Raw genomic sequence first — 23,440 nt, 5'->3', positions numbered from 1 at the left:
AAACTCGCGTCCCGCTTTACACCGCATACAGAACGTATGTCCTTATTTGTGCGGATATATGGCGCATGACCGGGAATATTTCCTATATTGCAGGTCAAGTCAAACAAACGCCAAGGCACTCCAATGCAGGTTACGCAGACACAAGGGCACGCAGGTCACGTCGATTTCGTCGGCGCAGGCCCCGGTGATCCCGAATTGCTGACCCTCAAAGCGCTGACCGCTTTCGAGGCGGCGGATGTCGTGTTGCATGATCGTCTTATCAGCGATGAGATTCTGCTGTTGGCAGGCCAAACCGCTGAACTGGTCGATGTAGGAAAAGCTGGTTTCGGCCCTTCCTGGAAACAGGAAGACATTGATGCGCTTCTGGTCGAATACGCACTTAAAGGTCTGCGCGTTGTTCGCCTGAAATCAGGTGATGCCACTATCTTTGGACGACTGGACGAAGAAATCGATGCGCTCGACGCAGCAGGCGTTTCGTGGAACATCGTACCCGGCATTACTGCTGCATCAGCCGCAGTCGCCGGAATTGGTCAAAGCCTGACACGGCGCGGGCGCAACTCCTCGGTCCGGTTCCTGACTGGCCATGACATGAAGGGATTTGCAGATCACGACTGGACGGCGCTGGCGCGCCCCGGTTCTGTGGCCGCAATCTACATGAGTAAAAAATCCGCCCGTTTCATTCAGGGTCGTCTGATCATGCACGGCGCTGATCGAGCCACGCCTGTGACACTGGTCGAAAATGCCTCACGCCCGGACCAGCGCGTTGTGGCGACAACACTCGACCAATTGCCCACCGATCTGGCAGCTGCCGAACTCGATGGCCCTGCCCTTACATTTTACGGCCTTGCCCCGCGCGACGCGGCCAAAGCCGCAACTGAATTCAACAAGGAGCTTGCCTGATGGCCCGCGCTTTTACCCCCAAAGTCGTCACCGCAAATGACTTGCTGGAAGGCGACGTGATTTATCTGACCGAAGATGATCGCTGGTCTCGTGACCTGAGCGAAGCAGAGCTGATCACTGACGAGGCACATGCGCAGGTGCGCCTGCTGGATGCCGAGCGTCAGGTCAGCAAGATCGTGGGTGCCTATCTGGCTGACGCCGTAGCTGGTGAGAACGGCCCGGAACCCACCCATTTTCGGGAGGACTTCCGCCGAACTGGTCCGTCCAACTATGCCCACGGCAAACAGGAATCTTCCCAGCAGCCCCGGGTCTGACCTCAGGCCCCTCTCTCCCCTATATGGCCCCGGATCCGGGGCTGCAAAAAAGGACAGCTAGACATGTATCGCTACTCCGAGTTTGACAAAGATTTTCTGGCAGAGCGTAACGCCCAATTCCGTGCTCAGGTCGAGCGCCGCATTGACGGCTCGCTGACCGAAGACGAATTCAAACCTCTGCGTCTGATGAACGGTCTGTACCTGCAGTTGCACGCCTACATGCTGCGTGTTGCGATCCCGTACGGCACCCTTTCCAGCGCACAGATGCGCCAATTGGCTCTGCTGGCCGAGAAGTGGGACAAGGGCTATGGCCATTTCACCACGCGCCAGAACATCCAGTACAACTGGCCGAAACTGAACGACGTGCCAGACATGCTGGACGCGCTGGCTGAGGTTGGCATGCACGCCATCCAGACCTCGGGCAACACCATCCGCAACGTGACTGCCGACCATTTCGCCGGTGCCGCCGCGGACGAAGTCGCTGACCCGCGCCCATACGCTGAACTTCTGCGTCAGTGGTCCACCGACCATCCGGAATTCCAGTTCATGCCGCGTAAGTTCAAGATCGCCATCACCGGTTCGGAAAACGACCGTGCCGTGATCAAAGCGCATGACATCGGCCTGCAATTGGTCGAGCATGACGGCGTTCTGGGTGCGCGCGTTATCGTGGGCGGTGGTCTGGGCCGTACCCCGATGATCGGCAAGGAACTGTCCGAATTCGTCGCCTTTGACGACCTGCTGGCTTATCTGGAAGCCACTGTTTCCGTGTGGAACCAGATCGGCCGCCGCGACAACAAATACAAAGCGCGCATCAAAATCACCGTGCATGAGCATGGCATTGACGCCATCCGCGCCAAGGTGAATGAGCGATTCCTGCAAGTTCGCCCGCAGTTCAAGGGCGCCGATATGGCTCTGCTGGATGAGATCAAAGGCCACTTTGCGCCTCCGGCCTTCCGTGAAGGTTCGGTTGCGTCGTTCGAAAGCGCCTATACCAACGATCCGGTCTTCCGTTCGTGGGTCGACACCAACATCGCGCCGCACAAGAACGCGGACCATGCGATCGTCACGATCTCGATCAAGAAGCACGGCCAGACGCCGGGTGATGCGACTGCCGAGCAGATGCGCGTGATGGCCGACCTGGCCGAAGAGTTCGCCTATGACGAGCTGCGCATCAGCCATGAGCAGAACGTGATTCTGCCGCATGTCCACAAGTCGGACCTGCCTGCGATCCACGCGAAGCTGAAAGAGTATGAGCTGGCCACAGCCAATATCGGCCTGATCAGCGACATCATCGCCTGCCCTGGCATGGACTACTGCGCGCTGGCGACCGCCCGTTCGATCCCGGTTGCGCAAGAGATTGCGACCCGCTTTGACGAGCTGAAGCTTGAGCATGACATCGGTCACCTGAAGATCAAGATTTCAGGCTGCATCAACGCATGTGGTCACCACCACGTGGGTCACATCGGAATCCTTGGCCTGGATCGCGCAGGCGTCGAGAACTATCAGATCACTCTGGGTGGAGACGCAACAGAGACCGCTGCTGTTGGTGATCGCACCGGTCCTGGCTTTGCTTACGACGAGATCGTGCCTGCCGTGGAACGTATCGTCGACGCCTATCTGAACCAGCGTGACAGCGCAGAGGAGACGTTCTTGCAGACCTACCGCCGCGTTGGCATGGCACCGTTCAAAGCGGCGCTTTACCCCGAGGCGCAGGCCAATGCCGCTTGACCTGATCCAGACGGAACTGGGTGCAGACCGCGCGGAACTTACCGAAAAGGTCGACGCGCTGAACGCCCAGTTCCGCCACCACAGTGCCCATGACGTTATGCATGGCGCGTTGCAGGAAATCGAAGAGCTTGCTCTGGTCTCCAGCTTTGGTGCGGAATCGGTTGTGTTGCTGCATATGGCGGCAGTGGTCGACAAAGCCACGCCTGTCCTGTTCATCGACACGCAGATGCTGTTCACCGAAACATTGGAGTATCAGCAGGAAGTCAGTGAACGTTTGGGTCTGACCAACGTCAAAATCATCCGGGCTGATGACGAAGATGTTGAGCGTGATGATCCCTACGGTGCACTGCACCTGCGCGATACCGACGCTTGCTGCAACTTGCGCAAGACGTTTCCTCTGCAACGGGCGCTGAGCGGGTATTGTGGCTGGATCTCAGGACGCAAGCGATTTCAGTCCGGCACCCGTGCCGAACTTGAGTTCTTTGAGGTCGAGGACGGCACCGGACGCATCAAGGTCAACCCGTTGGCCCATTGGGCGCCAGAAGATGTTCGCGCCTATATGGACGAAAACCGCCTGCCCCGGCACCCGCTGGTGGCCAAAGGATACCCTTCGATCGGCTGTGCCCCCTGCACTTCGCCAGTCAAAGAAGGTGAAGACCCCCGCGCCGGACGCTGGCGTGATCAGAACAAGGAAGAATGCGGCATCCATTTTGTCGACGGCAAGATGGTACGCGCAGGAGAGATACAATGAACGTAATCGTAACTGATGAAGGCTTTTCGCCTGATGATTGGACCGATGGCTACGTCACGTTGGAAGACGCCGCAAACGACGTCGTTGCGCTGGACGTGGCATCTGATACCGACCCCGATGAGCTGATCGACCGACTGGGCAGCGCTAAAATGGTACGTGTGGACTTTCCGTCTTCAGCAGACGGACGTGGGTTCACAATCGCACGCGTGTTGCGCCTGAAAGGCTACACAGGCCGTCTACGCGCCAAAGGTCACGTCCTGGCTGACCAATATGCAATGGCGCGCCGTAGCGGATTCGACGAGGTTGAAATCGACAACGCTCTGGCCACCCGCCAGCCCGAGGATCAGTGGCTTGCCCGTTCTGATTGGCAAAGCCATAACTATCAGGCCCGCCTGCGCGGATAATCCCGCCAATCGCCAGCTTGTGACGAAATGGGGGCAACTTGCCCCCTTTTCCTGACTTGGATCAAAGATTAAACGGAGATGTCGGTTAAGCAGACCGATAGTGAAACGATGACAGAGATGAAATCCGTGACCGAAGCAACTGCCGTAAAGGCCCCTGTCCTTCCGGACGCACAAACCGTACTTGATGTGAAGCACTGGACCGACAGCTTGTTCTCGTTCAAGGTCTCACGCCCTGCCTCGCTGCGGTTCCGCTCGGGCGAATTCGTGATGATCGGCCTGCTGGGCGACAACGGCAAGCCGCTGCTGCGGGCCTACTCCATCGCCTCGCCGTCTTGGGACGAAGAACTGGAGTTCTATTCGATCAAGGTTCAGGATGGCCCGCTGACTTCGAAACTGCAGCACATCAAGCCGGGTGATCAGATCATCCTGCGGCCCAAGCCTGTTGGCACACTGGTGCACGACGCGCTTCTGCCAGGTAAGCGTCTGTGGTTCTTTGCGACCGGTACTGGATTTGCGCCGTTTGCTTCGCTTCTGCGCGAGCCGCAGACCTACGAGGACTACGACGAGATCATCATCACCCATACCTGCCGAGAGGTCGCTGAACTGGAATACGGTCGTCAGCTGATTGAAAACATCCGTCAGGACGAGATGCTGGCTGAACTGATGGGCGAAGGCTTTGCCGACAAGATCCGTTACTACCCGACCACCACACGGGAAGAGAGCCCCAAGATGGGCCGCATCACCGAATTGCTGAAAGACGGTACTGTCTTTGCAGATCTGGGCATCGAAGGTGGCATTCAGGCGGAGACGGATCGCGCAATGGTCTGTGGCAGCCTCGCGTTCAACCACGATATCAAGGCGATCCTTGAGGAATTCGGCCTGCGCGAAGGCGCAAATTCGGATCCCAAAGAGTTCGTTATCGAAAAAGCCTTTGTGGGTTAAATTGCTTACCGGTCAGAGAATCGATCTCTGACCGGTCTACTAACTATCGTGAAACCCGCGAAAATCAGCTGTTTCCGCGTTTATGGCGCTTGAAACACCGCCCGGGGCAGTCTAAATTCCGGGCTCGAAATTCTGCAATCATCAAAGGAATGAACCCATAGCCCGCAGACCTCACAACGCGCCGCCGCAAAGAGACACCGGCCCTCGCGTCAATGACAAGATCCGTGCCCCCGAAATTCGACTGATTGGTGCCGAAGGCGAAAATGTCGGAGTGGTTCATCCCGCCAAAGCCATACAGATGGCTGCAGATGCCGGACTTGATCTGGTCGAGATCTCGCCCAACGCGAACCCGCCGGTCTGCAAGATCATGGACTTCGGCAAGTTCAAATATGAGCAGCAGAAGCGCGAAAGCGAAGCCCGTAAGAAGCAGAAAATCATCGAGGTGAAAGAGGTCAAGTTCCGGCCCAACACCGACACGCATGACTATGACGTCAAAATGCGCAACGTGGTTAAGTTTCTCGAAAACGGCGACAAGGTCAAAGTGACCCTGCGTTTCCGCGGACGTGAGATGGCACACCAGAATCTGGGCCGAGAACTGCTGGAACGCGTAGCTGAAGATATCAAGGAAATCGGCAAAGTTGAAAACATGCCGAAGATGGAAGGTCGTCAGATGATCATGATGATTGGCCCTCTTCCGCAAAAGTAATTACTGCGGATATCCAGTTTCGAACCCTGTCAGAGACACTCTGGCAGGGTTTTTTGTTCACCGGAAATTCAATTGGCGCGATTTGTAACGCCAGCAGCCAATCAACAAATTCAGAAAGTCTGAAACCGACGGAGTGTCGATTTCAGGCACTCTGATTTCGACGATTGATTGGCGCAAAGTGAAAAGCTCAGAATCCTCTTTTGCCTCAATCTGGTGCGACCAGACAAAGGAGGCGGCTATGGGTGAGATGTCTTTTTCCGGCGGCGTGTACCAATCGCTTCCTGCCCGGGCGTATTGTGACGAAGGCATATTCACCCAAGAACGCGACCTGATCTTCAAGCGAGCGTGGCAATTGGTTGGGCACGCAACAGATATTCCGAACTTTGGAGACTATGTCGTTGAAGATATCAGCGGTGTTTCTGTGATTGTCATTCGCGGGCAGGATGGCAAAGTCCGCGCCTTCTACAATGTCTGCGTGCATCGCGGCCACGAATTGCTGAACGGCAAGGGCTGCACCAAGAAGATGACCTGCCCCTATCACGCGTGGACCTACGACACGACGGGTCAGCTGCGCGCCGCCCCAAACGCTACGGCCTTTCCGGGGTTCGACAAAAGCCAGTACAAGCTGCGACCGGTTCTGGTTGAAATGTTCTTTGGATTGATTCTGGTAAACCTCGACCCCGAAGCGCGACCGATGGCAGATCTGGCTCAAAGCGCCCTAAGCGAGATTTCGGACTATGCCCCCAATCTTGCCAGCTACAAACGCGCGGACCGGACGGAACGGCTTGCACAGGCCAACTGGAAGGTGGTCGCCGAGAATTTCAACGAATGCTACCACTGCGCGGTGGTTCACAAGACGCTGACTTCCGGCGTTGTCGATCCTGACCAATACCGGACCCGTGGCTTTGACTATGGCATTCGACACGCCAGCCCTGCCCGACCGGACTCGCAAAAATCCTACAGCTATGTCGCCGACCCCGAGGCGCGCACCGACAAGTTTCTAACCTGGTGGTTCTTTCCTCTGTTCGCACTTCAAGTTTATCCCGGCGGCATCGTGAACACCTACCGCTGGAAACCGCTTGGCGTGAACAGGACAAAGATCGAGGTTGACTGGTGGCTGCCCGCGTCCGAACCAAACGACGTCGAGCGCGAGATCATTCTACAGCATCGCACTACCACCTTTGCCGAAGACGGCCCGATCGTGGATTCGGTGCAGCGTGGGCTCGAAAGCGGAGCGTTAGGTTACGGTGCACTTGTGGTTGACGATGCATGCTCATCTCAGTCTGAGCATCCGATCATGGCATTCAATGAGCATTATCAGAGGGCCATGGGCGACACCGCCCTCTGATTTTATTGTTCTCTTAAGCTGGCAGCGAAACGTCGATTGCCTTCGATAGCTTGCTGACAAGCTCGTCGATCTGCGCATCCTCGATGATGAATGGCGGCGCAAGCAAAACGTGATCGCCGATCTTACCATCGCGCGTCCCGGACATCGGATAGCAAATCAAACCTTCGGCCAAGGCTGCCTTTTTGATCTTTCCGGCAATCCCTAGCGCGGGGTCAAACGGGGCACGTGTTTCACGGTCGGCTACAATCTCAATCCCACGGAACAAACCCCTGCCGCGAATATCGCCGATGTTGGGATGTTGGCCGAAAGCGGCCTCCAGCGCGGATTGTAGCTTTTCGCCCATCACACCAGCACGCGCAGGTAGTTCGCGCCCGGTCAGTTCGCGAACCACGGCCAGAGCGGCAGCTGTTGCAACCGGGTGACCGATATAGGTGTGCCCGTGCTGAAAAAAGCCCGAACCATCACGGATCGCATCATAGATTTTACCTGTGCACATCATCGCACCGATCGGCTGATAACCAGCCCCCAATCCCTTGGCAATACACAGGATATCCGGCGCCACCCCGTCGTGATCACAGGCAAACAGATGTCCTATCCGACCCATACCACACATGACCTCATCAAGGATCAGCAACACCCCATACTGATCACAGATTTCGCGGATCCGTTTGAAATAACCGTCCACCGCAGGGACAGCACCAAGAGTTGCTCCAACCACCGGCTCGGCCATAAAGGCCATCACGGTGTCAGGACCCAGACGCAGAATTTCAGCCTCCAGCTCATTGGCGATCCGCTGGCCATAGTCAAAGCTGCTCTCATCTTCAGGCTTTTCAGCATACTCGTAGCAAGCCGAGATATGGGTCATGTCGATCAGCATAGGCGCGAACTGCGCACGTCGCCATGCATTGCCGCCAGCCGACAAAGCACCCAGTGTATTCCCATGATAGCTCTGTCTCCGAGCGATAACATGACGGCGTTCAGGCTGACCGATCTCGAGATAGTACTGACGGGCCAGTTTGATCGCCGCTTCGGTTGCTTCTGAGCCGCCCGAAACAAAATACACTCGGTCCAGGTCACCGGGCGCATGTTCAATCAGCAAGTCCGCCAGCTCTTCGGCCGGTTCCGAGGTCATGAACCCGGTATGCGCAAAGGCAATTTGTTCAACCTGATCCTGAACCGCCTTGATCACCGCAGGGTTGGAGTGTCCAAGACAGGAAACTGCGGCATCACCACAATCCAGATACCGTTTGCCCTGATTGTCAATCAGGTAACATCCATCTCCACCCGCTGCGACAGGAAGCACCGATTTTGTATGGCGTGGAAATACGTGGCTCATTTCAAATTCCTTTCAAACGATTGACCAGCGCTGCGACCGATGCCGCGTTATCCGTCCAGGGTTTACCCTCTGGGTTGGTCAGGCTGTTCTCAAATCCAACTCTTACATCCGCACCGCGGAGCGCAGCCGCTTGCAGACAATCATGTTCCTGCGATCCAAACGCGCAGATCATCCATGGGTCTTGATGCGTCGGAAAACGATCGAGATCTTCGGGCGTCGATTCCTGATCTGTGGAATAACGTCCCAGCACCAACAGACGGTCGACCTGATCGGCACGAACAGTTCCGATGCGTTGCCACTCGCTCAACAACTCTGCATCAGCAGCGTCATACAGAATATGCTGAACGCGCGTACCCTGATCCGCGCACAACGCGTAAACGCTTTCAGCCATTTCGGGCATTCGCGCAATCTCACGTATCGAGATCGAGGCCCAACTGGGTTGCACTTTCTTCAGGCATTCGAATTGAGCCGGAACATCAAAAACACCGGCAGCTTCGGTAGTGATCTGGATATCCATCGAGGGAACCGCCCGCTGCACCTCGGCGATTGTCTCGCGGTACCGTTCTGCATCCAGTGAATGTGCACCCAGGTCATCGCGCACATGCAAATGCAATCCATTTGCCCCAACCTCGGAACACGCACGAGCTGTATCGACGATTTCATCCAGAGTTACAGGAAGACCAGCGTGATCATCATGGCCTCTTCGCGCTCCGTTCGGAGCAACCAGGATATACGGCAAAACCACTCCGCTGCTTGAATCTTCGTGTTGTTGTTTGATGCCAGACATAGCTCCGCCTCCATGGATCAAAGCCGATGTATCTGTTGAGAGAACGTTTTCAACTTGCTTATTTCAAAACATATGTTTTTTTCTCTTTATGACACAGACAACGACCCAACTGATCGACCGGCTTCGCCGCGAAATCGACCAGATGCCTGCGCAACTTCAGGCGGCGACCAAGTACATAATAGATCATCCTGCTGATTTCGGGATCGACCCAATACGGGTAAGTGCAGATAAGATTGGCGTCAGCACAAATGTTATAGTGCGGCTGGCGCATTATCTGGGGTTTGAAGGGTTCGAAGCCTTCCGCCACCCCTTTCGGCAGGATCTTGTAACCGACCGCGAGCTCCTGCTTGGACAAGACTGGCTATCAAGAATGCAGGGCGGTGATTCATTTGCCGCATCGCAAGCAGTATTTGCCCGGAACGAACTGAACGTCGTCACGCGTTCGCTTCGTCTGTCTGAACCCGACAGAGTAAAGCAGGCCGTTGAATTGATCACTTCTGCCGACCGATGCTTTGTAACCGCGACCCGCGCCAGCTACGCCTTAGCCTATTACTTTCACTATGCCGGTCGCATGGCGCATCCGGGGCTTCAATTGATCCCACGGCATATGGGGTCAGCGATCGACGATTTGCTTAAGGCAGATCAGAATGATTGCCTCTTTGCCATAACGGTCCATCCCTATTCCGCTGATACCATTCAATCGATGCGTTTCGCCCGTGATCGGGGTGCAAAGATCATAATGTTGTCCGATAGCGATGTAGTCGCACCTGGGCTTGAGCCTGACGTCGTGCTGAAAATCAGCACCCGCTCTCAACATCATTTCTCCAGCTTTTCCGGCGCCATGGCCGTTCTGGAGTGCCTGTTAGGACATCTTTTCGAAGCCAACGGCGATGCTGCGCGTCAGCGTGTTGAAGAGTATCAGACGGCTCGGGAAGATACCGGTGCGTATTGGCGCGCAGCACCGCGCCCCAAGATCAGGCGAAAATAAAAGCCCCGAAGAAAACTCCGGGGCTTTGGATCGATTTGTTCAACCGTTCAGATGCAGGCTTCAACAGCACGTTTGGTCATGACGCCAACAAGATGCGCACGGTATTCCTTGCTGCCATGCAAATCCCCGATCATGTTCATCGGATTGATCTTCAGATCCATCAGCGCATCTGGTCGAAACTCTTTGTTCAACGCCTCTTCTGCTTCTGACCAGCGGAACACGCCATCTTCGCTGGCACCAGTCACCGCTACACGCACCCCATCGGCAAATCGAGCGAGGAAAACACCAACTAGTGCAAATCGGGACGCCGGTTGCAGGAACTTCTGATAGCTCGCTGCTTGCGGAATCGGGAAGTGGACGGTCGTGATGATCTCACCCTCATCCAGTGCAGTTGTGAACATGCCCTGAAAGAAATCATCTGCTGACACACTGCGGTTGTTGGTGATGATTGTTGCGCCCGACCCCAATGCCGCTGCCGGATAGCAGGCCGCCGGGTCGTTGTTGGCAAGTGAGCCGCCGATAGTACCCCGATTACGTACAGCGGGATCACCGATATGACCGGCAAGATCGGACAGCGCTGCATATTTGTCTGCTGTCTCTGCAGCGACCGTTGCATGTGTCGTTGCCCCGCCAATAGCAAGTGAGCCGTCATCTTCGACACAAACACCCTGCATCTCGGGGATACTGCTTAGGCTGACCAAAGTTGTTGGTGCGGCCAATCTTTGCTTCAGCGTCGGGATGAGTGTCTGTCCACCTCCCAATGCCTGAGCATCCTCGGCCCCAAGCGCGGCAACGGCGTCCGCGATGGTCGAGGGTTTTTCGAACTCGAAACTATACATTTCGCTTTTCCTTTCCGAAGAACGCAGATCCGTTCTTCATCTGGCTATAGATACTTCGGAGGTTCGGGAGGCAAAGCCCCCGGTCCACCCTCTCCATTCAACTGTTCATTGCCGCCCAGACACGCGATGGGCTGACAGGCATATCGATGTGATCGACAGCCTTTCCACCCGAGTTCAACGCATCGATAACAGCATTGACCACTGCAGGCGGAGAACCGATGGCTCCTGCCTCACCACACCCTTTCACACCCAGCGGATTGTGGGTGCATGGGGTCTGGCTGGAATGATCAACCTCATAAAACGGCAGATCATCGGCACGCGGCATTGCATAGTCCATGAAGGATGCGCTCAGCAGCTGACCGTTTTCATCATAGGCACAGTTTTCAAGCAGCGCCTGTCCGATGCCCTGACCGATACCGCCATGCACCTGACCGTCAACAATCATCGGGTTGATGATGTTGCCAAAGTCATCGGCGGCGGTGAAGGCCTCGATGGTCACCTGACCGGTCTCGGGGTCAACCTCGACCTCACAGGCATAAGCACCTGCCGGGAAGGTAAAGTTCGCCGGGTCGTAAAACGCGGTCTCCTCCAGCCCGGGTTCAACCTCCAGCGGATAGTTGTGCGGCACATAGGCTGTCAGGGTCACATCGCCCCAAGCCACCGATTTGTCGGTGCCTGCGACGCTGAACTGACCGTCCTTCAGCTCGATATCCGCCTCGGAGGCTTCCAACAGGTGGGCCGCGATCTTCTTGGCCTTCTCGATCACCTTTTCAGTCGCTTTGACCATTGCCGAGCCACAGACCGCCAGCGAACGCGAGCCATAGGTACCCATGCCAAACGGGATTTTCGAGGTATCGCCATGCACGATCTCGACCATCGACTCGTCGATACCGATCATGTCAGCCACAACCTGCGGGAAGGCCGTCTCATGCCCCTGCCCGTGGCTGTGCGCACCGACCATGACGCTGATCGAACCGGTGGCATTTACCCGAACGGTTGCGGCATCATAGAGACCTGCGCGGGCCCCCAGCATACCGACGATGTTCGAAGGTGCGATGCCGCAGGCCTCGATATAGCAGTTGATGCCAAGGCCACGCAGCTTGCCATTCGCCTCGCTTTTCGCCCGACGCGCGGCAAAGCCTGCCAGATCGGCAGCGGCTTCAAGCTTGTCCATCGTCCCGTTATAGTCCCCGGTGTCATAGGTCAGCGCAACCGGCGTGTCATAGGGGAACTGGGTGACAAAGTTCTGACGGCGCAGGGCAATCGGATCGACGCCCAACTCTCGTGCTGCCTTATCGACGACACGTTCCAGCTGATAAGTCGCTTCGGGACGGCCTGCGCCGCGATAAGCGTCCACCGGCACCGTGTTGGTAAACATCGCCTTCACATTCACCTGAATGACCGGTGTCTTGTAGTTACCTGCCATCAAGGTACCGTGCAGCCAGGTCGGAACCGAGCTGGAGAAGGTCGACAGATACGCACCAAGGTTCGCATAGGTGTTGGTGCGCAGGCCGATGAAGTTGTTGTCTGCATCCAGCGCCAGTTCGATCTTGCTGACATGGTCGCGGCCATGGGCATCGGACATAAACGCTTCGGACCTGCTTGAGGTCCACTTAACCGGCCGATTACAGGCCTTGGCGGCAAAGGTGCAGAACGCCTCTTCCGCATAGTGGAAGATCTTTGTGCCAAAACCGCCGCCCACGTCCGGGGCCACCACGCGCACTTTATGTTCGGGCAGGCCCAGAACAAAAGCGCACATCAGCAATCGGATCACATGCGGGTTTTGCGAAGTGGTGAAGAGCGTGTATTCGTCCGTACCACGCTTATACTCACCGACCGCCACGCGCGGCTCCATCGGGTTGGCGACGAGGCGGTTGTTGACCAGATCCAGAGTCGTTACGTGGGCTGCGTTGGCAAAGACCTCATCGACCTTGGCGTCGTCCGTCTCACCCAATTGCCAGTCATAGCAGATGTTGTTCTTCAGATCGTCATGAACCAGCGTCGACCCATCCTGAGCAGCGGCCTTCATGTTCATGACAGCCGGCAGTTCTTCGATATCCAGATCGATCGCCTCGGCCGCATCACGGGCCTGTTCGAGGCTGTCTGCCACAACGGCCGCAATCGGATCGCCCACATGGCGCACCTTGCCCTGTGCCAAAATGGGGTGCGGCGGCTCTTGCATGGGTGCGCCGTGCTTGTCGGTCACTTCCCAACCGCAGGGCATCCCGCCCACACCTTCGAAATCCTTGCCGGTGAAAACCTTGACCACGCCCGGCATGCCTTCAGCTGCAGACGTGTCGATACTTTTGATCCGTCCATGCGCTATGTCGGACCGCAGAAAATGTACATAGGCCTGGCCATGTACGTTGATGTCGTCGGTGTAATTGCCCGCTCCGGTCAGAAAGCGTACGTCTTCGCGTCGCTTGGAACTGGCTCCGATGCCACTGTCTTTGGGCATTGCTTGTTCTCCTCCCATAAACGGATGCTGGTGCACCCTATGTCATCCCACGGGCGTCCTCCTCACGCCCGCAGCGGCATCATTCCGCAGCGATGCTGCTGACGTCCTGACCGGATGCGGCCATGATCGCTTTGACGATGTTGTGGTATCCGGTACAGCGACACAGATTGCCCTCCAGATACTTACGTATTTCGGATTCTGTCGGGCGCGGATTCTCTTTCAGCAGGGCCGCTGCGCTCATCACCATTCCCGGTGTGCAAAAACCGCATTGCAAACCATGATGATCCTGAAACGCTTGTTGGATCACATTCAGCGAACCATCCGCGTTGGCCTGCCCTTCAATCGTGCCCACATCCGCGCCGTTTGCTTCAAGCGCCAGCATGTTGCAGGATTTTACCGCCTCGCCATTCACATGCACCACGCATGCGCCGCATTGTGCAGTATCGCATCCGACATGCGTTCCGGTCAGCGACAGGTGTTCACGTAGAAAGCTGGACAGCAAAGTCCGGCCCTCGACATCACCGCTCACGGACTTTCCGTTCACGGTCATTGAGACCTGTGTCATAAGCTCCTCCCATTTGGTATTTTTTCCTCACGTCGAGTTAAACACGGGAAAATTTGTTTGAGAACAAAAATATTTGCCGTTTTTTGAGGCATTTCAGTCTCATGATCTCCACCAGCTATAGTGGCAGTCGCAGCGGTCAAATCTGCCGCTACGTCACTTCCCTTTGCCAGCCCTCGGCTGAGGTCTGGTGGGAATTTCCTTGAGCAAACCGCCGACTCCCATGCCAGCGATGTCTTCGCCTGTGGTCGCAATACCGCAGGCGACCCGGGACAGCACCCAATCAGCCCCATTCAGCGCCGGTGATCGCGCACAGCCCGGCAGACCGATGACCGGTTTGTTTTCCAGCGCCCCTATGAACAAAAGATTGCCGGGATCGACCGGCATTCCAAACCGATCCACGAACCCTCCGGCTGCCCTCACCGCGCTTGGCGCGACATCGTTCTCATCCGACGTTGCGGATCCAGTCAGGATCATTGCGACATCGCCCTGCAGGTCAGATACAGCAGCGGCCAATTCATCAACACGATGCGGAACGATCTTGATATCGCTGAGGTCCATACCCAGGGCCTCTACCCGCCCCCGTATCGCAGCGATGCCCTTTTCGTTCGGTGGTCCACCCGGAATGTCGGTGACGATCAGGCCTGCTGTTCTGTGAACGGGCGCTGCCAATCGGATCGAATCCTGAGCCAAACGCGCAGCATGCATGACGTCTGAACCGGGTACAGCATAGGAAATGACCTTGATTGTCGCGACCATCCCCCCCGCACCCATTTGTTGATACTGCGGAACAGTAGCAACGGTGATCATCGGGTTAACCAGATTGAATCGTTGCAGTGCAGCGGTATTCAGTACAACAACCCCCGGTCCATCGGCCAAAAGGTTCACACGACCGGTAAACGGCTCTGTCACGCGAAGGTTCACCTGTGCTGGTTCCGGTGCCAATGCAGCAGCAAGCATTCGGGCTGCTTCATCTTCGTGGCAATCACCTGGCTCCAGCCTCGCGACGATGACCTCAGAATGGCCTGCCTTCTCCAACACGCTGATATGCTGGTTTGTCAGTTCAAGCCCTTTGCGGAGTTTTTGGTCTCCGGCTTTGACGGAATGTGCAAGAATTGCGCCCGCAGCCTCAGAAACCGGTACCGGACCAAACTTCATGCTTTACCCCGAAGCACGGCTGTCATTTGTGCAAGAATGGCCACTGCGATTTCCGATGGTCCCGCTGCGCCAATATCCAAGCCAATCGGACCATGAATCCGGTCAATCTGTTCAACCTTGAAGCCAGTTTCCTTCATACGTTCAACACGCTTGGCATGTGTGCGTGTCGAACCCAGCGCCCCAATGTAGAAAACGTCCGCCTCAAGAGCGGCCTCCAACGCAGGATCATCAAGCTTGGGATCGTGGGTCAGCAAAACCACTGCAGTGCGCGTGTCCAGCCCCAGTTTGGCGACCGCTTCATCCGGCCAATCTGTCAGAATCGTCTCGCCCGGAAATCTCGAACTGGATGCAAATGTCTCGCGTGGGTCCACGATCGCCGGATCATATCCGGCTATCCGGGCCATTGGCACAAGCGCTTGCGCGATGTGAACAGCGCCCACTACGATCAGACGCAATGGCGGGTTGTGAACGGCCACAAATGTCTGACCATCCTCTTCAAAACCAGACCGGTCCATGCGCAGTCGGTCGGCATATGCATTTCGGCGCAATGCGCGTTGCCCGGTCTCCACGTTGACCTCATACGCCAAAGGCTCGCGCCGCGCGCGTGCTGCAACCAGTTCGGCCAACATCGGTTCGGGAAGGACCGACCCCACAGGTTCAACCAACACCCGGATCGTTCCGCCACAGGCCAAACCTACCGCAAAGGCGTCTTCGTCACTGACCCCGAATTCGAGCAGACGCGCCTCGCCCTCTTCGATGGCCTCCAGTGCTTCGACAATAACTGCACCTTCGACACAACCGCCCGAAACAGAACCTTCGATGCGGCCGTCGCCACTGATCACCAGCTGCGATCCCACACGTCGTGGCGCACTGCCCCAAGTCTGAACAACCGTGGCCAATGCGGCACCACTCCCATTGCGATACCAATCCAACGCTGTCTCGGGGCTGTTGTCGAATCGATCCATGAAAACCTCCGGGAATTTCATGGACCAACATAGGTAGGTTTGGCGCAATGAAAAGCGGCCCGGCAGTATCACGGGACGCCGGGCCGCGATGCGAGGGCGTGTCCATCTCACTGCGCCTCGCATGTTTCGTTGGGTCTATTCCGCTGGTTGCGCTTGTACCGTTTGTCCAATCAGCCTTTCTGGCAAAGCAAACGCGATTGCGATGAAGGCCAATCCCATCACGATGCCAACGATATCGCCGGGCAATAATGACAGACCCTCGTATCCGGAACCCGGGACCGTCCCCAGGGTCACTTTGCCGCCTGCAATCTTGTCGAGCAGGCCAGACGCTTTCCAGGCCGGGTAGGTCATCATGTAAGCAGCAGCCCCCAGCAATCCTCCGGCAATAAAAAACAATGCATCTTTGCGCCCTGACGCTGCAGCAACCACACCAGTCCCCGGGCAATATCCGGAAACGGCCCAGCCTGCGCCCAGCAAGAGGCCACCGATAAACACGCCTACATAGGCTGTTTTCACAGACATGTGCCCCACATCGACCAGCCCGAGCATTTGTCCACCAAACATAAGGATGGAACCCGTGCCGATGGCCAGCAGGATAGACTTCGCAAGGTTGATGTTCGTTAGATTCAGCATCCGGTTGATGATTGTAGGGTTGGACGCCCCTACACGATCAAGCACTGCGCCGAAGGCTGCACCAATCACCAAAGCAAGAAAGATCGAGGTCATGGATCAGGCCTCCTTTTTGAACATGATCAGAGATACCGGGATCGCTGCGACAAAAGCACCGGCAGCGAAAATGTAGCCGCTGACAGCTGTCTGCATCATGCCGGACATCATGTGGCCTGAGGTGCACCCGCCTGCCAACCGCGCACCATACAGGACAATAAAACCACCAAGAAAAGCTGCTGCGTATCGCTTCTTTGCACAGTCGCCGAAGTTAGCCCTCCAAAGCGCTGGAATGCTGCGATCGGAAGCTTCAATGCCGCCGCGAAACATTGCAGACAAAAACCCACCCAGCATCATGGCCACCACAAACACGAAGGAATAGTTCAACGGGTTTGAGACAGCTTTGGCATACTTGCCATCAGATTTGGCCAGATAGGCATTTGTCGAAGTGTATCCCTGGTCCGTTGCGGTCACGAGGCTCGGGTTGACGGCGTCAGCCACAATGCCGTCGAGAATGACGAACTGCGTTGACACACCAATTGGCTTGACCAGCAGGACCGCCATAAAAAAGACAAGGCCCAGCAGAACGCCGCCTAATTTCCAGTTGAGTGGCACGGTTTGATTCCTTCGCGCTATTACATTCTAAATACGGAATACATAATACATTCAACTTTGTGAATGATTTAAATCAAGTCGCATTCAAATGTTCTGAGCATTGATTGTGACTTACGCAAACACTAGCTTGCGCTTGTACAGGGTGACTTCCGCCCTCGTCACACCATCAAGAATTTTAAAATGGAGACAAAGAGTTGAAACGCATTCTTACACTGGGAACGGCAATTGGTCTTTTGGCTTCGACCGCCGCTTGGGCTGATACATTTGTACGCTATGGTGAAGTCGAAGGCTGGAAGGTCTTCGTCGATAACGAAAAGAAATCCTGCCTGATTGAAGCCGTTGATGACGCTGAAAACGTGGTTCAGATGGGTCTGACCGAAGATCGCAGCGTTGGCTATGTCGGTGTCTTCACCAAGGCCAAAACCGATATCAAGCGCGGTGAAAAAGAGGCCGTGGCCATTCTGCTGGGCGACAATATCTATGTTGGCGAAGCCACAGGCATGAAAGGCAACATCACCAAGGGTTATTCAGGTGGATATGTCCTGTCAGACGATCCCCAATTCGCTGATGACATTGCAAAACAAAAGGTCATGGTCGTGTTCCCCGAAAAGGAATTCGCATTCACCGTCGATCTGACCGGCACTTACAAAGCCATGGAAATGGCGCGCGAGTGCAACGAAAAGCAGCTTGGGTAATCCATCAGGCAGAAAGCGCGGCCAGCAGTCGCGCTTTCTCTCCCTCATCATCAGGCTTTGAGATGACGTTCGCCAGATCCTCGAGTGAGGCGATGGAATGACCTGCACGGAAGCTATCGACATGTGGCAGCATCGTCATGATCCCCTGAGCTTTGGGCGCAAATCCATCCCATCTGAGCAAAGGATTGAGCCAGATCAGTCGGCGTGACGACAGATGTAGTCGCTCAATCTCTTTTTCCAGTTCCTCCGGTGCGCCACGTTCCAAGCCATCAGTGATCAGCAGAACAACTGCGCCCTGCCCCATGACACGGCGCGACCAGTCGCGATTGAATTGATGCAGGCAATCCCCGATCCGTGTGCCCCCCTCCCAATCCTGTGCTTCTGCACCAGCGGCAGCAAGTGCAGCATCGACATCCCTTTGATGCAGATGACGGGTAATGTTGGTCAGACGCGTTCCAAAGGTAAAAGCGTGAACTTTGGCCCAACCCGCCCCTTTGGCATTTGAAACCGTATGGAGGAAATGCAGGATAATCCTGCTGTACTGGCTCATTGACCCTGAGATATCGCACAAGGCAACCAGATTGGGCCAGCGGGGTTTGGGCTGCAGACGGGCGATATCCCGTAGCTCGCCCCCCTGACGCATTGCCGAACGGAGTGTTCGCGCACGATCAATTCGATGACCCAGATGACTGGCCTGCCCGCGACGCGAATTGATGGGTTTTACCGGCAGGTTGAGGCGCGACAGAATACGTTTGGCCTGCGCCACCTCTTCTGTACTCATTTGTTCGAAATCCAGATTGCGCAAGCGTTCTTCGCTAGACGCAGTCTGCGTCGCATCAATCTCGATTTCTGTTTCACCCTCTTGTTCAGCGATATCAGGAAGATCGCGATCCACCCCATCCAGCAAAGCCTCAGCCGCCCGCTTTTCTCCGGCATCCGCCGTGCGTTCTTTCTGAACACCCCGAATGGCCGGCAGCATCATCGACATCATATGCTCCAGATATCGAGGGTCACGCCAGTACAGACGAAACACCTGAGCAAAAACAGTTCGATGTTCAGGCCGGTTCACAAAACAGGCGTGAAGGGTCCAGTAGAAATCCTGCTTTTTTGTGAAACCTGCTGCCTCGACGGCGCGGATTGCATCGACAACCCTTCCTGTTCCGATCGGTAGTCCAGCCTTTCGCAATGCCCGCGCAAAATGAGTGATATTCTGCGCCAGCTTTGGATCGGAGGGGATATCCAGTGAGAGCTGTTCAGCCATCAGACCTTATGGAGGCTCCGCCGCCAACCCCATCAGTTTCTGAATAAAGATGATGCATTATGCTGGTTCCAGCGAAGCTTTCGCCTGATCCAGAATACGCTTGGCTTCAGATCCTTGCAGCTTCTGAATGTCGTCCTGATATTTCAGGATCGCCCCCAGCGTGTCACCGATGACCTCGGGGCTTAGATTGATGACATCAAGCGCCAGGAGGCACTTCGCCCAATCGATGGTCTCGGCCACACCGGGCTTTTTGAACAGGTCTTCTGTACGCAGGCGCTGCACAAAGGCGACCACTTCTCGGCTCAGCGTCTCGGCAGCTTCCGGTGCACGTGCATGCAGGATTTCGATCTCACGATCAAAATCCGGATAGTCGACCCAATGATACAGGCAACGGCGTTTCAGGGCGTCGTGCACTTCGCGTGTACGGTTCGAGGTAACGATGACGATGGGCGACTCGGGTGCATGAACCGTTCCCAATTCGGGGATCGTCACCTGAAAATCACTCAAAGCCTCAAGCAGAAATGCCTCAAACGGCTCGTCCGTGCGATCCAGTTCGTCAATCAGCAGGACAGGTGCACCATTTTCATCCGGCCGCATGGCCTGCAACAAAGGACGTTCGATCAGATATTCGTCCGAGAATAACTCTGACTGTAACGATCCGCGATCCGCACCACCTGACGCCTCGGCAGTGCGAATAGCCACCATTTGCGCCGGAAAGTTCCATTCGTAGACAGCCGAGGATGCATCCAGCCCTTCATAGCACTGCAACCGGATTAGTCGTCGGTTCAGCCCAGCAGCCAGCGCTTTGGCAATCTCGGTCTTCCCAACACCCGCTTCACCCTCAAGAAACAAGGGGCGCCCCAGTTTCAGAGACAAGAAAACCACCGTAGCCAGCGATCGCCCGCAAACATAGCCCTGTTCGCCAAGCATACTCTGAACCGCATCAATAGAATTCGCCTGCGTCATGACCTTGTCTCTCCTCCTCGCACAACAGGTCATGCCAGCGCCTGTGCGTCAAGACCGTGTTCCCCAAAGGACTTACGGCGCGATGGTGGATTGGCAAGTATTTCAGTCGCACCAAGCCGCCAATCATTTGACCGCTAGGGCATTGGTTTGCCTTTAATGCCCCCGGCGGCTGTGCTAGCGGAAGGGGCATGACCGATACCCTCACGATCCGCCGCCCCGACGACTGGCATCTGCATCTGCGCGATGGCGCCATGCTGCAGGCCGTCCTGCCCGAAACCGCCCGCCACTTTGGCCGCGCCATCATCATGCCAAACCTGGTGCCCCCGGTCGTGACCGGGGATCAGGCCGCTGCTTACCGCGACCGCATTATGGCCGCGCTGCCCGATGATATGACGTTCGAACCGTTGATGACCCTGTATCTGACCGAGGATTCTGACGCCGAAGATGTCGCCGCGGCACATGCCAGCGGATTGGTGAAGGCGGTCAAGCTCTACCCTGCGGGTGCCACCACCAATTCGGCCTCGGGTGTTCGCGATTTCGACAAGGTTCGTCCCGTACTCGAGAAGATGGCCGAAATCGGTCTGCCCCTTTGCGTTCATGGCGAGGTGACCGATCCAGAAATCGACATCTTCGATCGCGAGGCAGTGTTCATCGATCGAGTGCTTGATCCGATCCGAAAATCGACCCCCGGGTTGCGTGTGGTAATGGAACACATCACCACCTCAAACGGCGTCGACTACGTCAAGGCGAATGAGGCTGATCTGGGTGCCACAATCACCGCGCATCACCTGATCATCAACCGCAACCACATTCTGGTGGGCGGCATCAAACCGCACTACTACTGCCTGCCTGTTGCCAAACGGGAAGAGCATCGGCTGGCATTGCTGGCTGCAGCAACCTCGGGCGATGCGAGGTTCTTCCTTGGCACTGACAGTGCACCGCACACCGATGCAAACAAGGAAATGGCCTGTGGCTGCGCCGGTTGCTTTACGGCAACAAACACGATGTCACTGGTGGCAGAAATGTTCGACCGGGCTGACGCGCTGGACAAGCTGGAAGGCTTCACCTCGCTGAACGGTCCCGCATTTTACCGTCTGCCTGTGAATGAGGGCAGCATCACCCTGACCAAAGGTGAACCCGTTGAGTATCCCTCAAAAATCGAAAGCGGTGATGGCCCGGTGACGGTATTCGATCCCGGCTTCCCTCTGCACTGGCGCGTGGTCTAACCCTCAAGCCTGTCAGACAGTTCTGCTGCGCGCCCTCCGGTGCGCAGCATTGACCAGATCGCGTCGGCCTCTTCGCTGCCAATCAGCTTCGACGCTTTTTCGCGCACCCGATCCTCGCGATCTGACAGTGACATCGGCGCCAGCAAGTCATGCGTTGCCTCCCTCCGAATACCGTCACGACGCAGCAATGACAGATGGGCCTGCGTTTCAGACAGCCCGTCATCCGCTTCGACCGTGATCCGATCCCGCAGGGAACGCAAACGTGGGTCGGCGCATGTTTTGTCCGAAAAGTTTTCTGGCAAGGCAGTATCATACCCGATTGCGAGCATCGCGATCACCGTACGGTACGAGAACTTGGCCCCCAGACCTGTCGTTGGCGACAACTGGTTGCAAACACTCATCCAACGCGGATGAGTCTTGGCCTTGATCTCGGCCACTTCGGGCTCAGCTATGTCGAGATCACGCGCTGCCTCCAGCGCTGCGTGAAGGCCGTGGCAACAAGCATGAAACTTATGGCTGACACTTTCAAACAACCACTCGTCCCCGATCCCTTCGAGAGCGGCTGAAAGGTCATCAGCACCCTTATGAGTCGTACCAAAGCCGTATTGCCCCTCCAGCGCGTTATCGTTCGGCTCGAAACCCCGGTGAATCAGCAATGCCGTTTCTACGCCTGCAGATGAAGCAAGACCGGCATTGTAGGGTTTACCCATCGTTCCAAACTGCGCCTTCAGGCCGGCCGCACGTGTAGCGGTCAGCCCCAAAGCCTGTCGCATTTGCGAGGGATTGAAGCCCAAGACACGCCCTGCAGCTGCCGTTGCCCCAAAAGCACCGGCAGTGGCGGTCTGGTGAAACCCGGCCTGATAATGATCCCGGCCCAGCCAAAGCCCAAGGCGAATGGACAGCTCCATCCCGACAAGTGCTGCCTCGAGCAGATCTACGATTGGTTTATCTCCCCACGTGGCAACAGCCAGAGTAGCCGGAAACACCGCAACAGATGGATGACCGATATGTGCGAAATGGGTGTCGTCATAATCCAGCGCATGCGAGATGGTCCCGTTCGCCAAAGCCGCCGCACGCAACGGAGCCGCTCCGCCGCCAAAGATTCTGGCCTGTTCTGCACCGCCTTCAGCCAGAACCATTTCCCGGATGATCCGCGAAACCGGTTCTTCGGCCCCCGCCTGTCCCACGGCCAGCCAATCCAGCGCGGACAAAGAAGTGACAATTCGGGTCTGGAGCGTTGTCGAAACAGGCCCCGTCGCAAACTCGGCAAATGCAGTGGTCAGATCAGTCATGCGGCGCAGTCTAGCGCGCACGTAGCCGGGGTAAAGCCTCAGCCGTACAGGTCAGCAGCGCGTTGTTCAAACGCGCGAACAATCCGGTTCATGGCCTCGTTGAAAACGACCCCGATAATACCCTGCAAAACCGCATTCTTGAATTCGAAATCCACATGGAAGAACACATTGCAACCGCCATCCGGCGCGTCCTCAAAGTGCCAGTCGGATTTCATGTATTTGAACGGGCCATCCAGATATTCCGTGTCGATTTTCTTTTGTTCCGGAAACAGCGTTACTCTGCTGCCAAAGCGCTCGCGAAACACTTTGAACGAGATGACCAGATCAGCCTCAAGCACCTTGGCCTCATCCACCGCATAGGTGCGTCGGATTCTGGCGGCTGCGCACCAGGGCAGAAATTCGGGATACTTGGCCACGTCCGCAACCAGATCATACATCTGCTGCGCGGTATATTGCAGGTGGCGAGTTTCCGAATGTACTGGCATGGCGTATCAGGTATTTGCAGGTGACAATGGCGCGTCATGTCGTATGTT

At 56.2% G+C, this 23,440-nt stretch carries 23 protein-coding genes and 1 pseudogene; 11 read left to right on the top strand and 13 right to left on the bottom strand.

The genetic code is table 11. The annotated features are described in order from the left end of the window. Window positions 1-150 precede the first annotated feature (150 nt). The 8 genes and pseudogenes from cobA to GOX61_RS09215 all read left to right on the top strand — a co-directional run. Window positions 151-900 (top strand): annotated as a pseudogene (gene cobA / locus GOX61_RS09250) (uroporphyrinogen-III C-methyltransferase); the annotation flags it as partial. Beyond that, window positions 900-1,214, top strand: coding sequence for a DUF2849 domain-containing protein (locus tag GOX61_RS09245; RefSeq protein WP_155142010.1), 315 nt, complete (start codon window positions 900-902; stop codon window positions 1,212-1,214). The pseudogene cobA and the gene GOX61_RS09245, both read left to right, overlap by 1 nt. Window positions 1,215-1,277: 63 nt before the next feature. Next, window positions 1,278-2,942: a nitrite/sulfite reductase gene (locus GOX61_RS09240; protein WP_170333074.1), complete on the top strand. Its 1,665-nt coding sequence runs from the start codon at window positions 1,278-1,280 to the stop codon at window positions 2,940-2,942. Further along, complete coding sequence (locus tag GOX61_RS09235) at window positions 2,932-3,693, top strand: phosphoadenylyl-sulfate reductase (protein WP_170333072.1); 762 nt, start codon at window positions 2,932-2,934, stop codon at window positions 3,691-3,693. The genes GOX61_RS09240 and GOX61_RS09235 overlap by 11 nt, the downstream gene beginning before the upstream one ends. Then, a complete protein-coding gene (locus tag GOX61_RS09230) occupies window positions 3,690-4,097 on the top strand; it encodes a DUF934 domain-containing protein (RefSeq protein ID WP_155142017.1) in 408 nt (135 codons plus the stop codon). The genes GOX61_RS09235 and GOX61_RS09230 overlap by 4 nt, the downstream gene beginning before the upstream one ends. Window positions 4,098-4,205: 108 nt before the next feature. Further along, window positions 4,206-5,039, top strand: a complete 834-nt coding sequence (locus tag GOX61_RS09225; protein ID WP_155142060.1) for a ferredoxin--NADP reductase — start codon at window positions 4,206-4,208, stop codon at window positions 5,037-5,039. 115 nt (window positions 5,040-5,154) lie between these two features. Further along, window positions 5,155-5,745 carry a translation initiation factor IF-3 gene (gene infC, locus GOX61_RS09220; RefSeq protein ID WP_437436574.1) on the top strand — a complete coding sequence of 197 codons (591 nt, stop codon included), beginning with the start codon at window positions 5,155-5,157 and terminating at the stop codon, window positions 5,743-5,745. Between the two features lie 238 nt (window positions 5,746-5,983). Further along, the gene (locus tag GOX61_RS09215; protein WP_170333070.1) at window positions 5,984-7,093 is read left to right on the top strand and encodes an aromatic ring-hydroxylating oxygenase subunit alpha; all 1,110 of its coding nucleotides are present in this window, start codon (window positions 5,984-5,986) and stop codon (window positions 7,091-7,093) included. 13 nt (window positions 7,094-7,106) lie between these two features. Here GOX61_RS09215 and GOX61_RS09210 read toward each other — a convergent pair whose 3' ends face one another. Together GOX61_RS09210 and GOX61_RS09205 are read right to left on the bottom strand one after the other, a co-directional pair. Beyond that, window positions 7,107-8,429 carry an aspartate aminotransferase family protein gene (locus tag GOX61_RS09210; RefSeq protein WP_170333068.1) on the bottom strand — a complete coding sequence of 441 codons (1,323 nt, stop codon included), beginning with the start codon at window positions 8,427-8,429 and terminating at the stop codon, window positions 7,107-7,109. 1 nt (window position 8,430) lies between these two features. Continuing rightward, window positions 8,431-9,216 (bottom strand): 3-keto-5-aminohexanoate cleavage protein, encoded by a 786-nt coding sequence (locus GOX61_RS09205; RefSeq protein ID WP_170333066.1) that lies wholly within the window; start codon window positions 9,214-9,216, stop codon window positions 8,431-8,433. An 88-nt stretch (window positions 9,217-9,304) separates the two neighbouring features. On the opposite strand from GOX61_RS09205, the gene GOX61_RS09200 reads away from it, so the two are divergent. Next, on the top strand, window positions 9,305-10,204 hold the full coding sequence (locus tag GOX61_RS09200; protein WP_170333064.1) for a MurR/RpiR family transcriptional regulator: 900 nt from the start codon (window positions 9,305-9,307) through the stop codon (window positions 10,202-10,204). A 47-nt stretch (window positions 10,205-10,251) separates the two neighbouring features. Here GOX61_RS09200 and GOX61_RS09195 read toward each other — a convergent pair whose 3' ends face one another. The 7 genes from GOX61_RS09195 to GOX61_RS09165 form a co-directional block, all read right to left on the bottom strand. Then, the gene (locus tag GOX61_RS09195; protein ID WP_155142025.1) at window positions 10,252-11,043 is read right to left on the bottom strand and encodes an FAD binding domain-containing protein; all 792 of its coding nucleotides are present in this window, start codon (window positions 11,041-11,043) and stop codon (window positions 10,252-10,254) included. A 97-nt stretch (window positions 11,044-11,140) separates the two neighbouring features. Beyond that, complete coding sequence (locus GOX61_RS09190) at window positions 11,141-13,501, bottom strand: xanthine dehydrogenase family protein molybdopterin-binding subunit (RefSeq protein WP_170333061.1); 2,361 nt, start codon at window positions 13,499-13,501, stop codon at window positions 11,141-11,143. A gap of 79 nt (window positions 13,502-13,580) precedes the next feature. Next, on the bottom strand, window positions 13,581-14,066 hold the full coding sequence (locus tag GOX61_RS09185) for a (2Fe-2S)-binding protein (protein WP_170333059.1): 486 nt from the start codon (window positions 14,064-14,066) through the stop codon (window positions 13,581-13,583). 153 nt (window positions 14,067-14,219) lie between these two features. Continuing rightward, window positions 14,220-15,221: a molybdopterin-binding protein gene (locus tag GOX61_RS09180; protein WP_170333057.1), complete on the bottom strand. Its 1,002-nt coding sequence runs from the start codon at window positions 15,219-15,221 to the stop codon at window positions 14,220-14,222. After that, the gene (locus GOX61_RS09175) at window positions 15,218-16,186 is read right to left on the bottom strand and encodes an XdhC family protein (protein WP_170333055.1); all 969 of its coding nucleotides are present in this window, start codon (window positions 16,184-16,186) and stop codon (window positions 15,218-15,220) included. Before GOX61_RS09175 ends, GOX61_RS09180 begins: the two co-directional genes overlap by 4 nt. Before the next feature lie 135 nt (window positions 16,187-16,321). Further along, on the bottom strand, window positions 16,322-16,912 hold the full coding sequence (locus GOX61_RS09170) for a YeeE/YedE thiosulfate transporter family protein (RefSeq protein WP_170333053.1): 591 nt from the start codon (window positions 16,910-16,912) through the stop codon (window positions 16,322-16,324). Window positions 16,913-16,915: 3 nt separating this feature from the next. After that, on the bottom strand, window positions 16,916-17,467 hold the full coding sequence (locus GOX61_RS09165) for a YeeE/YedE thiosulfate transporter family protein (RefSeq protein WP_170333051.1): 552 nt from the start codon (window positions 17,465-17,467) through the stop codon (window positions 16,916-16,918). A gap of 194 nt (window positions 17,468-17,661) precedes the next feature. Between GOX61_RS09165 and GOX61_RS09160 the strand changes: the two genes are divergently transcribed. Further along, the gene (locus tag GOX61_RS09160) at window positions 17,662-18,162 is read left to right on the top strand and encodes a hypothetical protein (RefSeq protein ID WP_155142036.1); all 501 of its coding nucleotides are present in this window, start codon (window positions 17,662-17,664) and stop codon (window positions 18,160-18,162) included. 4 nt (window positions 18,163-18,166) lie between these two features. Here GOX61_RS09160 and GOX61_RS09155 read toward each other — a convergent pair whose 3' ends face one another. Continuing rightward, window positions 18,167-19,423 (bottom strand): vWA domain-containing protein, encoded by a 1,257-nt coding sequence (locus tag GOX61_RS09155; protein ID WP_170333049.1) that lies wholly within the window; start codon window positions 19,421-19,423, stop codon window positions 18,167-18,169. A gap of 57 nt (window positions 19,424-19,480) precedes the next feature. After that, window positions 19,481-20,389: an AAA family ATPase gene (locus GOX61_RS09150; RefSeq protein ID WP_170333047.1), complete on the bottom strand. Its 909-nt coding sequence runs from the start codon at window positions 20,387-20,389 to the stop codon at window positions 19,481-19,483. Between the two features lie 188 nt (window positions 20,390-20,577). On the opposite strand from GOX61_RS09150, the gene pyrC reads away from it, so the two are divergent. Continuing rightward, entirely contained in the window at window positions 20,578-21,615 is a 1,038-nt protein-coding gene (gene pyrC / locus GOX61_RS09145) for a dihydroorotase (protein ID WP_170333045.1), read from the top strand. Here pyrC and GOX61_RS09140 read toward each other — a convergent pair. Both GOX61_RS09140 and GOX61_RS09135 read right to left on the bottom strand, forming a co-directional pair. Further along, window positions 21,612-22,907 (bottom strand): MmgE/PrpD family protein, encoded by a 1,296-nt coding sequence (locus tag GOX61_RS09140; RefSeq protein WP_170333044.1) that lies wholly within the window; start codon window positions 22,905-22,907, stop codon window positions 21,612-21,614. The genes pyrC and GOX61_RS09140 overlap by 4 nt on opposite strands. Before the next feature lie 38 nt (window positions 22,908-22,945). Beyond that, on the bottom strand, window positions 22,946-23,392 hold the full coding sequence (locus GOX61_RS09135) for a type II toxin-antitoxin system RatA family toxin (RefSeq protein ID WP_155142047.1): 447 nt from the start codon (window positions 23,390-23,392) through the stop codon (window positions 22,946-22,948). Window positions 23,393-23,440 lie beyond the last annotated feature (48 nt).

The sequence above is a fragment of the Ruegeria arenilitoris genome, from assembly GCF_013030265.1.
GTDB lineage: Bacteria > Pseudomonadota > Alphaproteobacteria > Rhodobacterales > Rhodobacteraceae > Ruegeria > Ruegeria arenilitoris_E.
This window is presented reverse-complemented; position numbering and strand designations above follow the sequence as displayed.

Excerpts from the sequence above, each read along its gene's own strand:
- GOX61_RS09245 (WP_155142010.1), top strand. The coding sequence starts at position 900 with ATGGCCCGCGCTTTTACCCCCAAAGTCGTCACCGCAAATGACTTGCTG.
- GOX61_RS09240 (WP_170333074.1), top strand. The coding sequence starts at position 1,278 with ATGTATCGCTACTCCGAGTTTGACAAAGATTTTCTGGCAGAGCGTAAC.
- GOX61_RS09235 (WP_170333072.1), top strand. The coding sequence starts at position 2,932 with ATGCCGCTTGACCTGATCCAGACGGAACTGGGTGCAGACCGCGCGGAA.
- GOX61_RS09230 (WP_155142017.1), top strand. The coding sequence starts at position 3,690 with ATGAACGTAATCGTAACTGATGAAGGCTTTTCGCCTGATGATTGGACC.
- GOX61_RS09225 (WP_155142060.1), top strand. The coding sequence starts at position 4,206 with ATGACAGAGATGAAATCCGTGACCGAAGCAACTGCCGTAAAGGCCCCT.
- GOX61_RS09215 (WP_170333070.1), top strand. The coding sequence starts at position 5,984 with ATGGGTGAGATGTCTTTTTCCGGCGGCGTGTACCAATCGCTTCCTGCC.
- GOX61_RS09210 (WP_170333068.1), bottom strand. The coding sequence starts at position 8,429 with ATGAGCCACGTATTTCCACGCCATACAAAATCGGTGCTTCCTGTCGCA.
- GOX61_RS09205 (WP_170333066.1), bottom strand. The coding sequence starts at position 9,216 with ATGTCTGGCATCAAACAACAACACGAAGATTCAAGCAGCGGAGTGGTT.
- GOX61_RS09200 (WP_170333064.1), top strand. The coding sequence starts at position 9,305 with ATGACACAGACAACGACCCAACTGATCGACCGGCTTCGCCGCGAAATC.
- GOX61_RS09195 (WP_155142025.1), bottom strand. The coding sequence starts at position 11,043 with ATGTATAGTTTCGAGTTCGAAAAACCCTCGACCATCGCGGACGCCGTT.
- GOX61_RS09190 (WP_170333061.1), bottom strand. The coding sequence starts at position 13,501 with ATGCCCAAAGACAGTGGCATCGGAGCCAGTTCCAAGCGACGCGAAGAC.
- GOX61_RS09185 (WP_170333059.1), bottom strand. The coding sequence starts at position 14,066 with ATGACACAGGTCTCAATGACCGTGAACGGAAAGTCCGTGAGCGGTGAT.
- GOX61_RS09180 (WP_170333057.1), bottom strand. The coding sequence starts at position 15,221 with ATGAAGTTTGGTCCGGTACCGGTTTCTGAGGCTGCGGGCGCAATTCTT.
- GOX61_RS09175 (WP_170333055.1), bottom strand. The coding sequence starts at position 16,186 with ATGGATCGATTCGACAACAGCCCCGAGACAGCGTTGGATTGGTATCGC.
- GOX61_RS09170 (WP_170333053.1), bottom strand. The coding sequence starts at position 16,912 with ATGACCTCGATCTTTCTTGCTTTGGTGATTGGTGCAGCCTTCGGCGCA.
- GOX61_RS09155 (WP_170333049.1), bottom strand. The coding sequence starts at position 19,423 with ATGGCTGAACAGCTCTCACTGGATATCCCCTCCGATCCAAAGCTGGCG.
- GOX61_RS09150 (WP_170333047.1), bottom strand. The coding sequence starts at position 20,389 with ATGACGCAGGCGAATTCTATTGATGCGGTTCAGAGTATGCTTGGCGAA.
- pyrC (WP_170333045.1), top strand. The coding sequence starts at position 20,578 with ATGACCGATACCCTCACGATCCGCCGCCCCGACGACTGGCATCTGCAT.
- GOX61_RS09140 (WP_170333044.1), bottom strand. The coding sequence starts at position 22,907 with ATGACTGATCTGACCACTGCATTTGCCGAGTTTGCGACGGGGCCTGTT.
- GOX61_RS09135 (WP_155142047.1), bottom strand. The coding sequence starts at position 23,392 with ATGCCAGTACATTCGGAAACTCGCCACCTGCAATATACCGCGCAGCAG.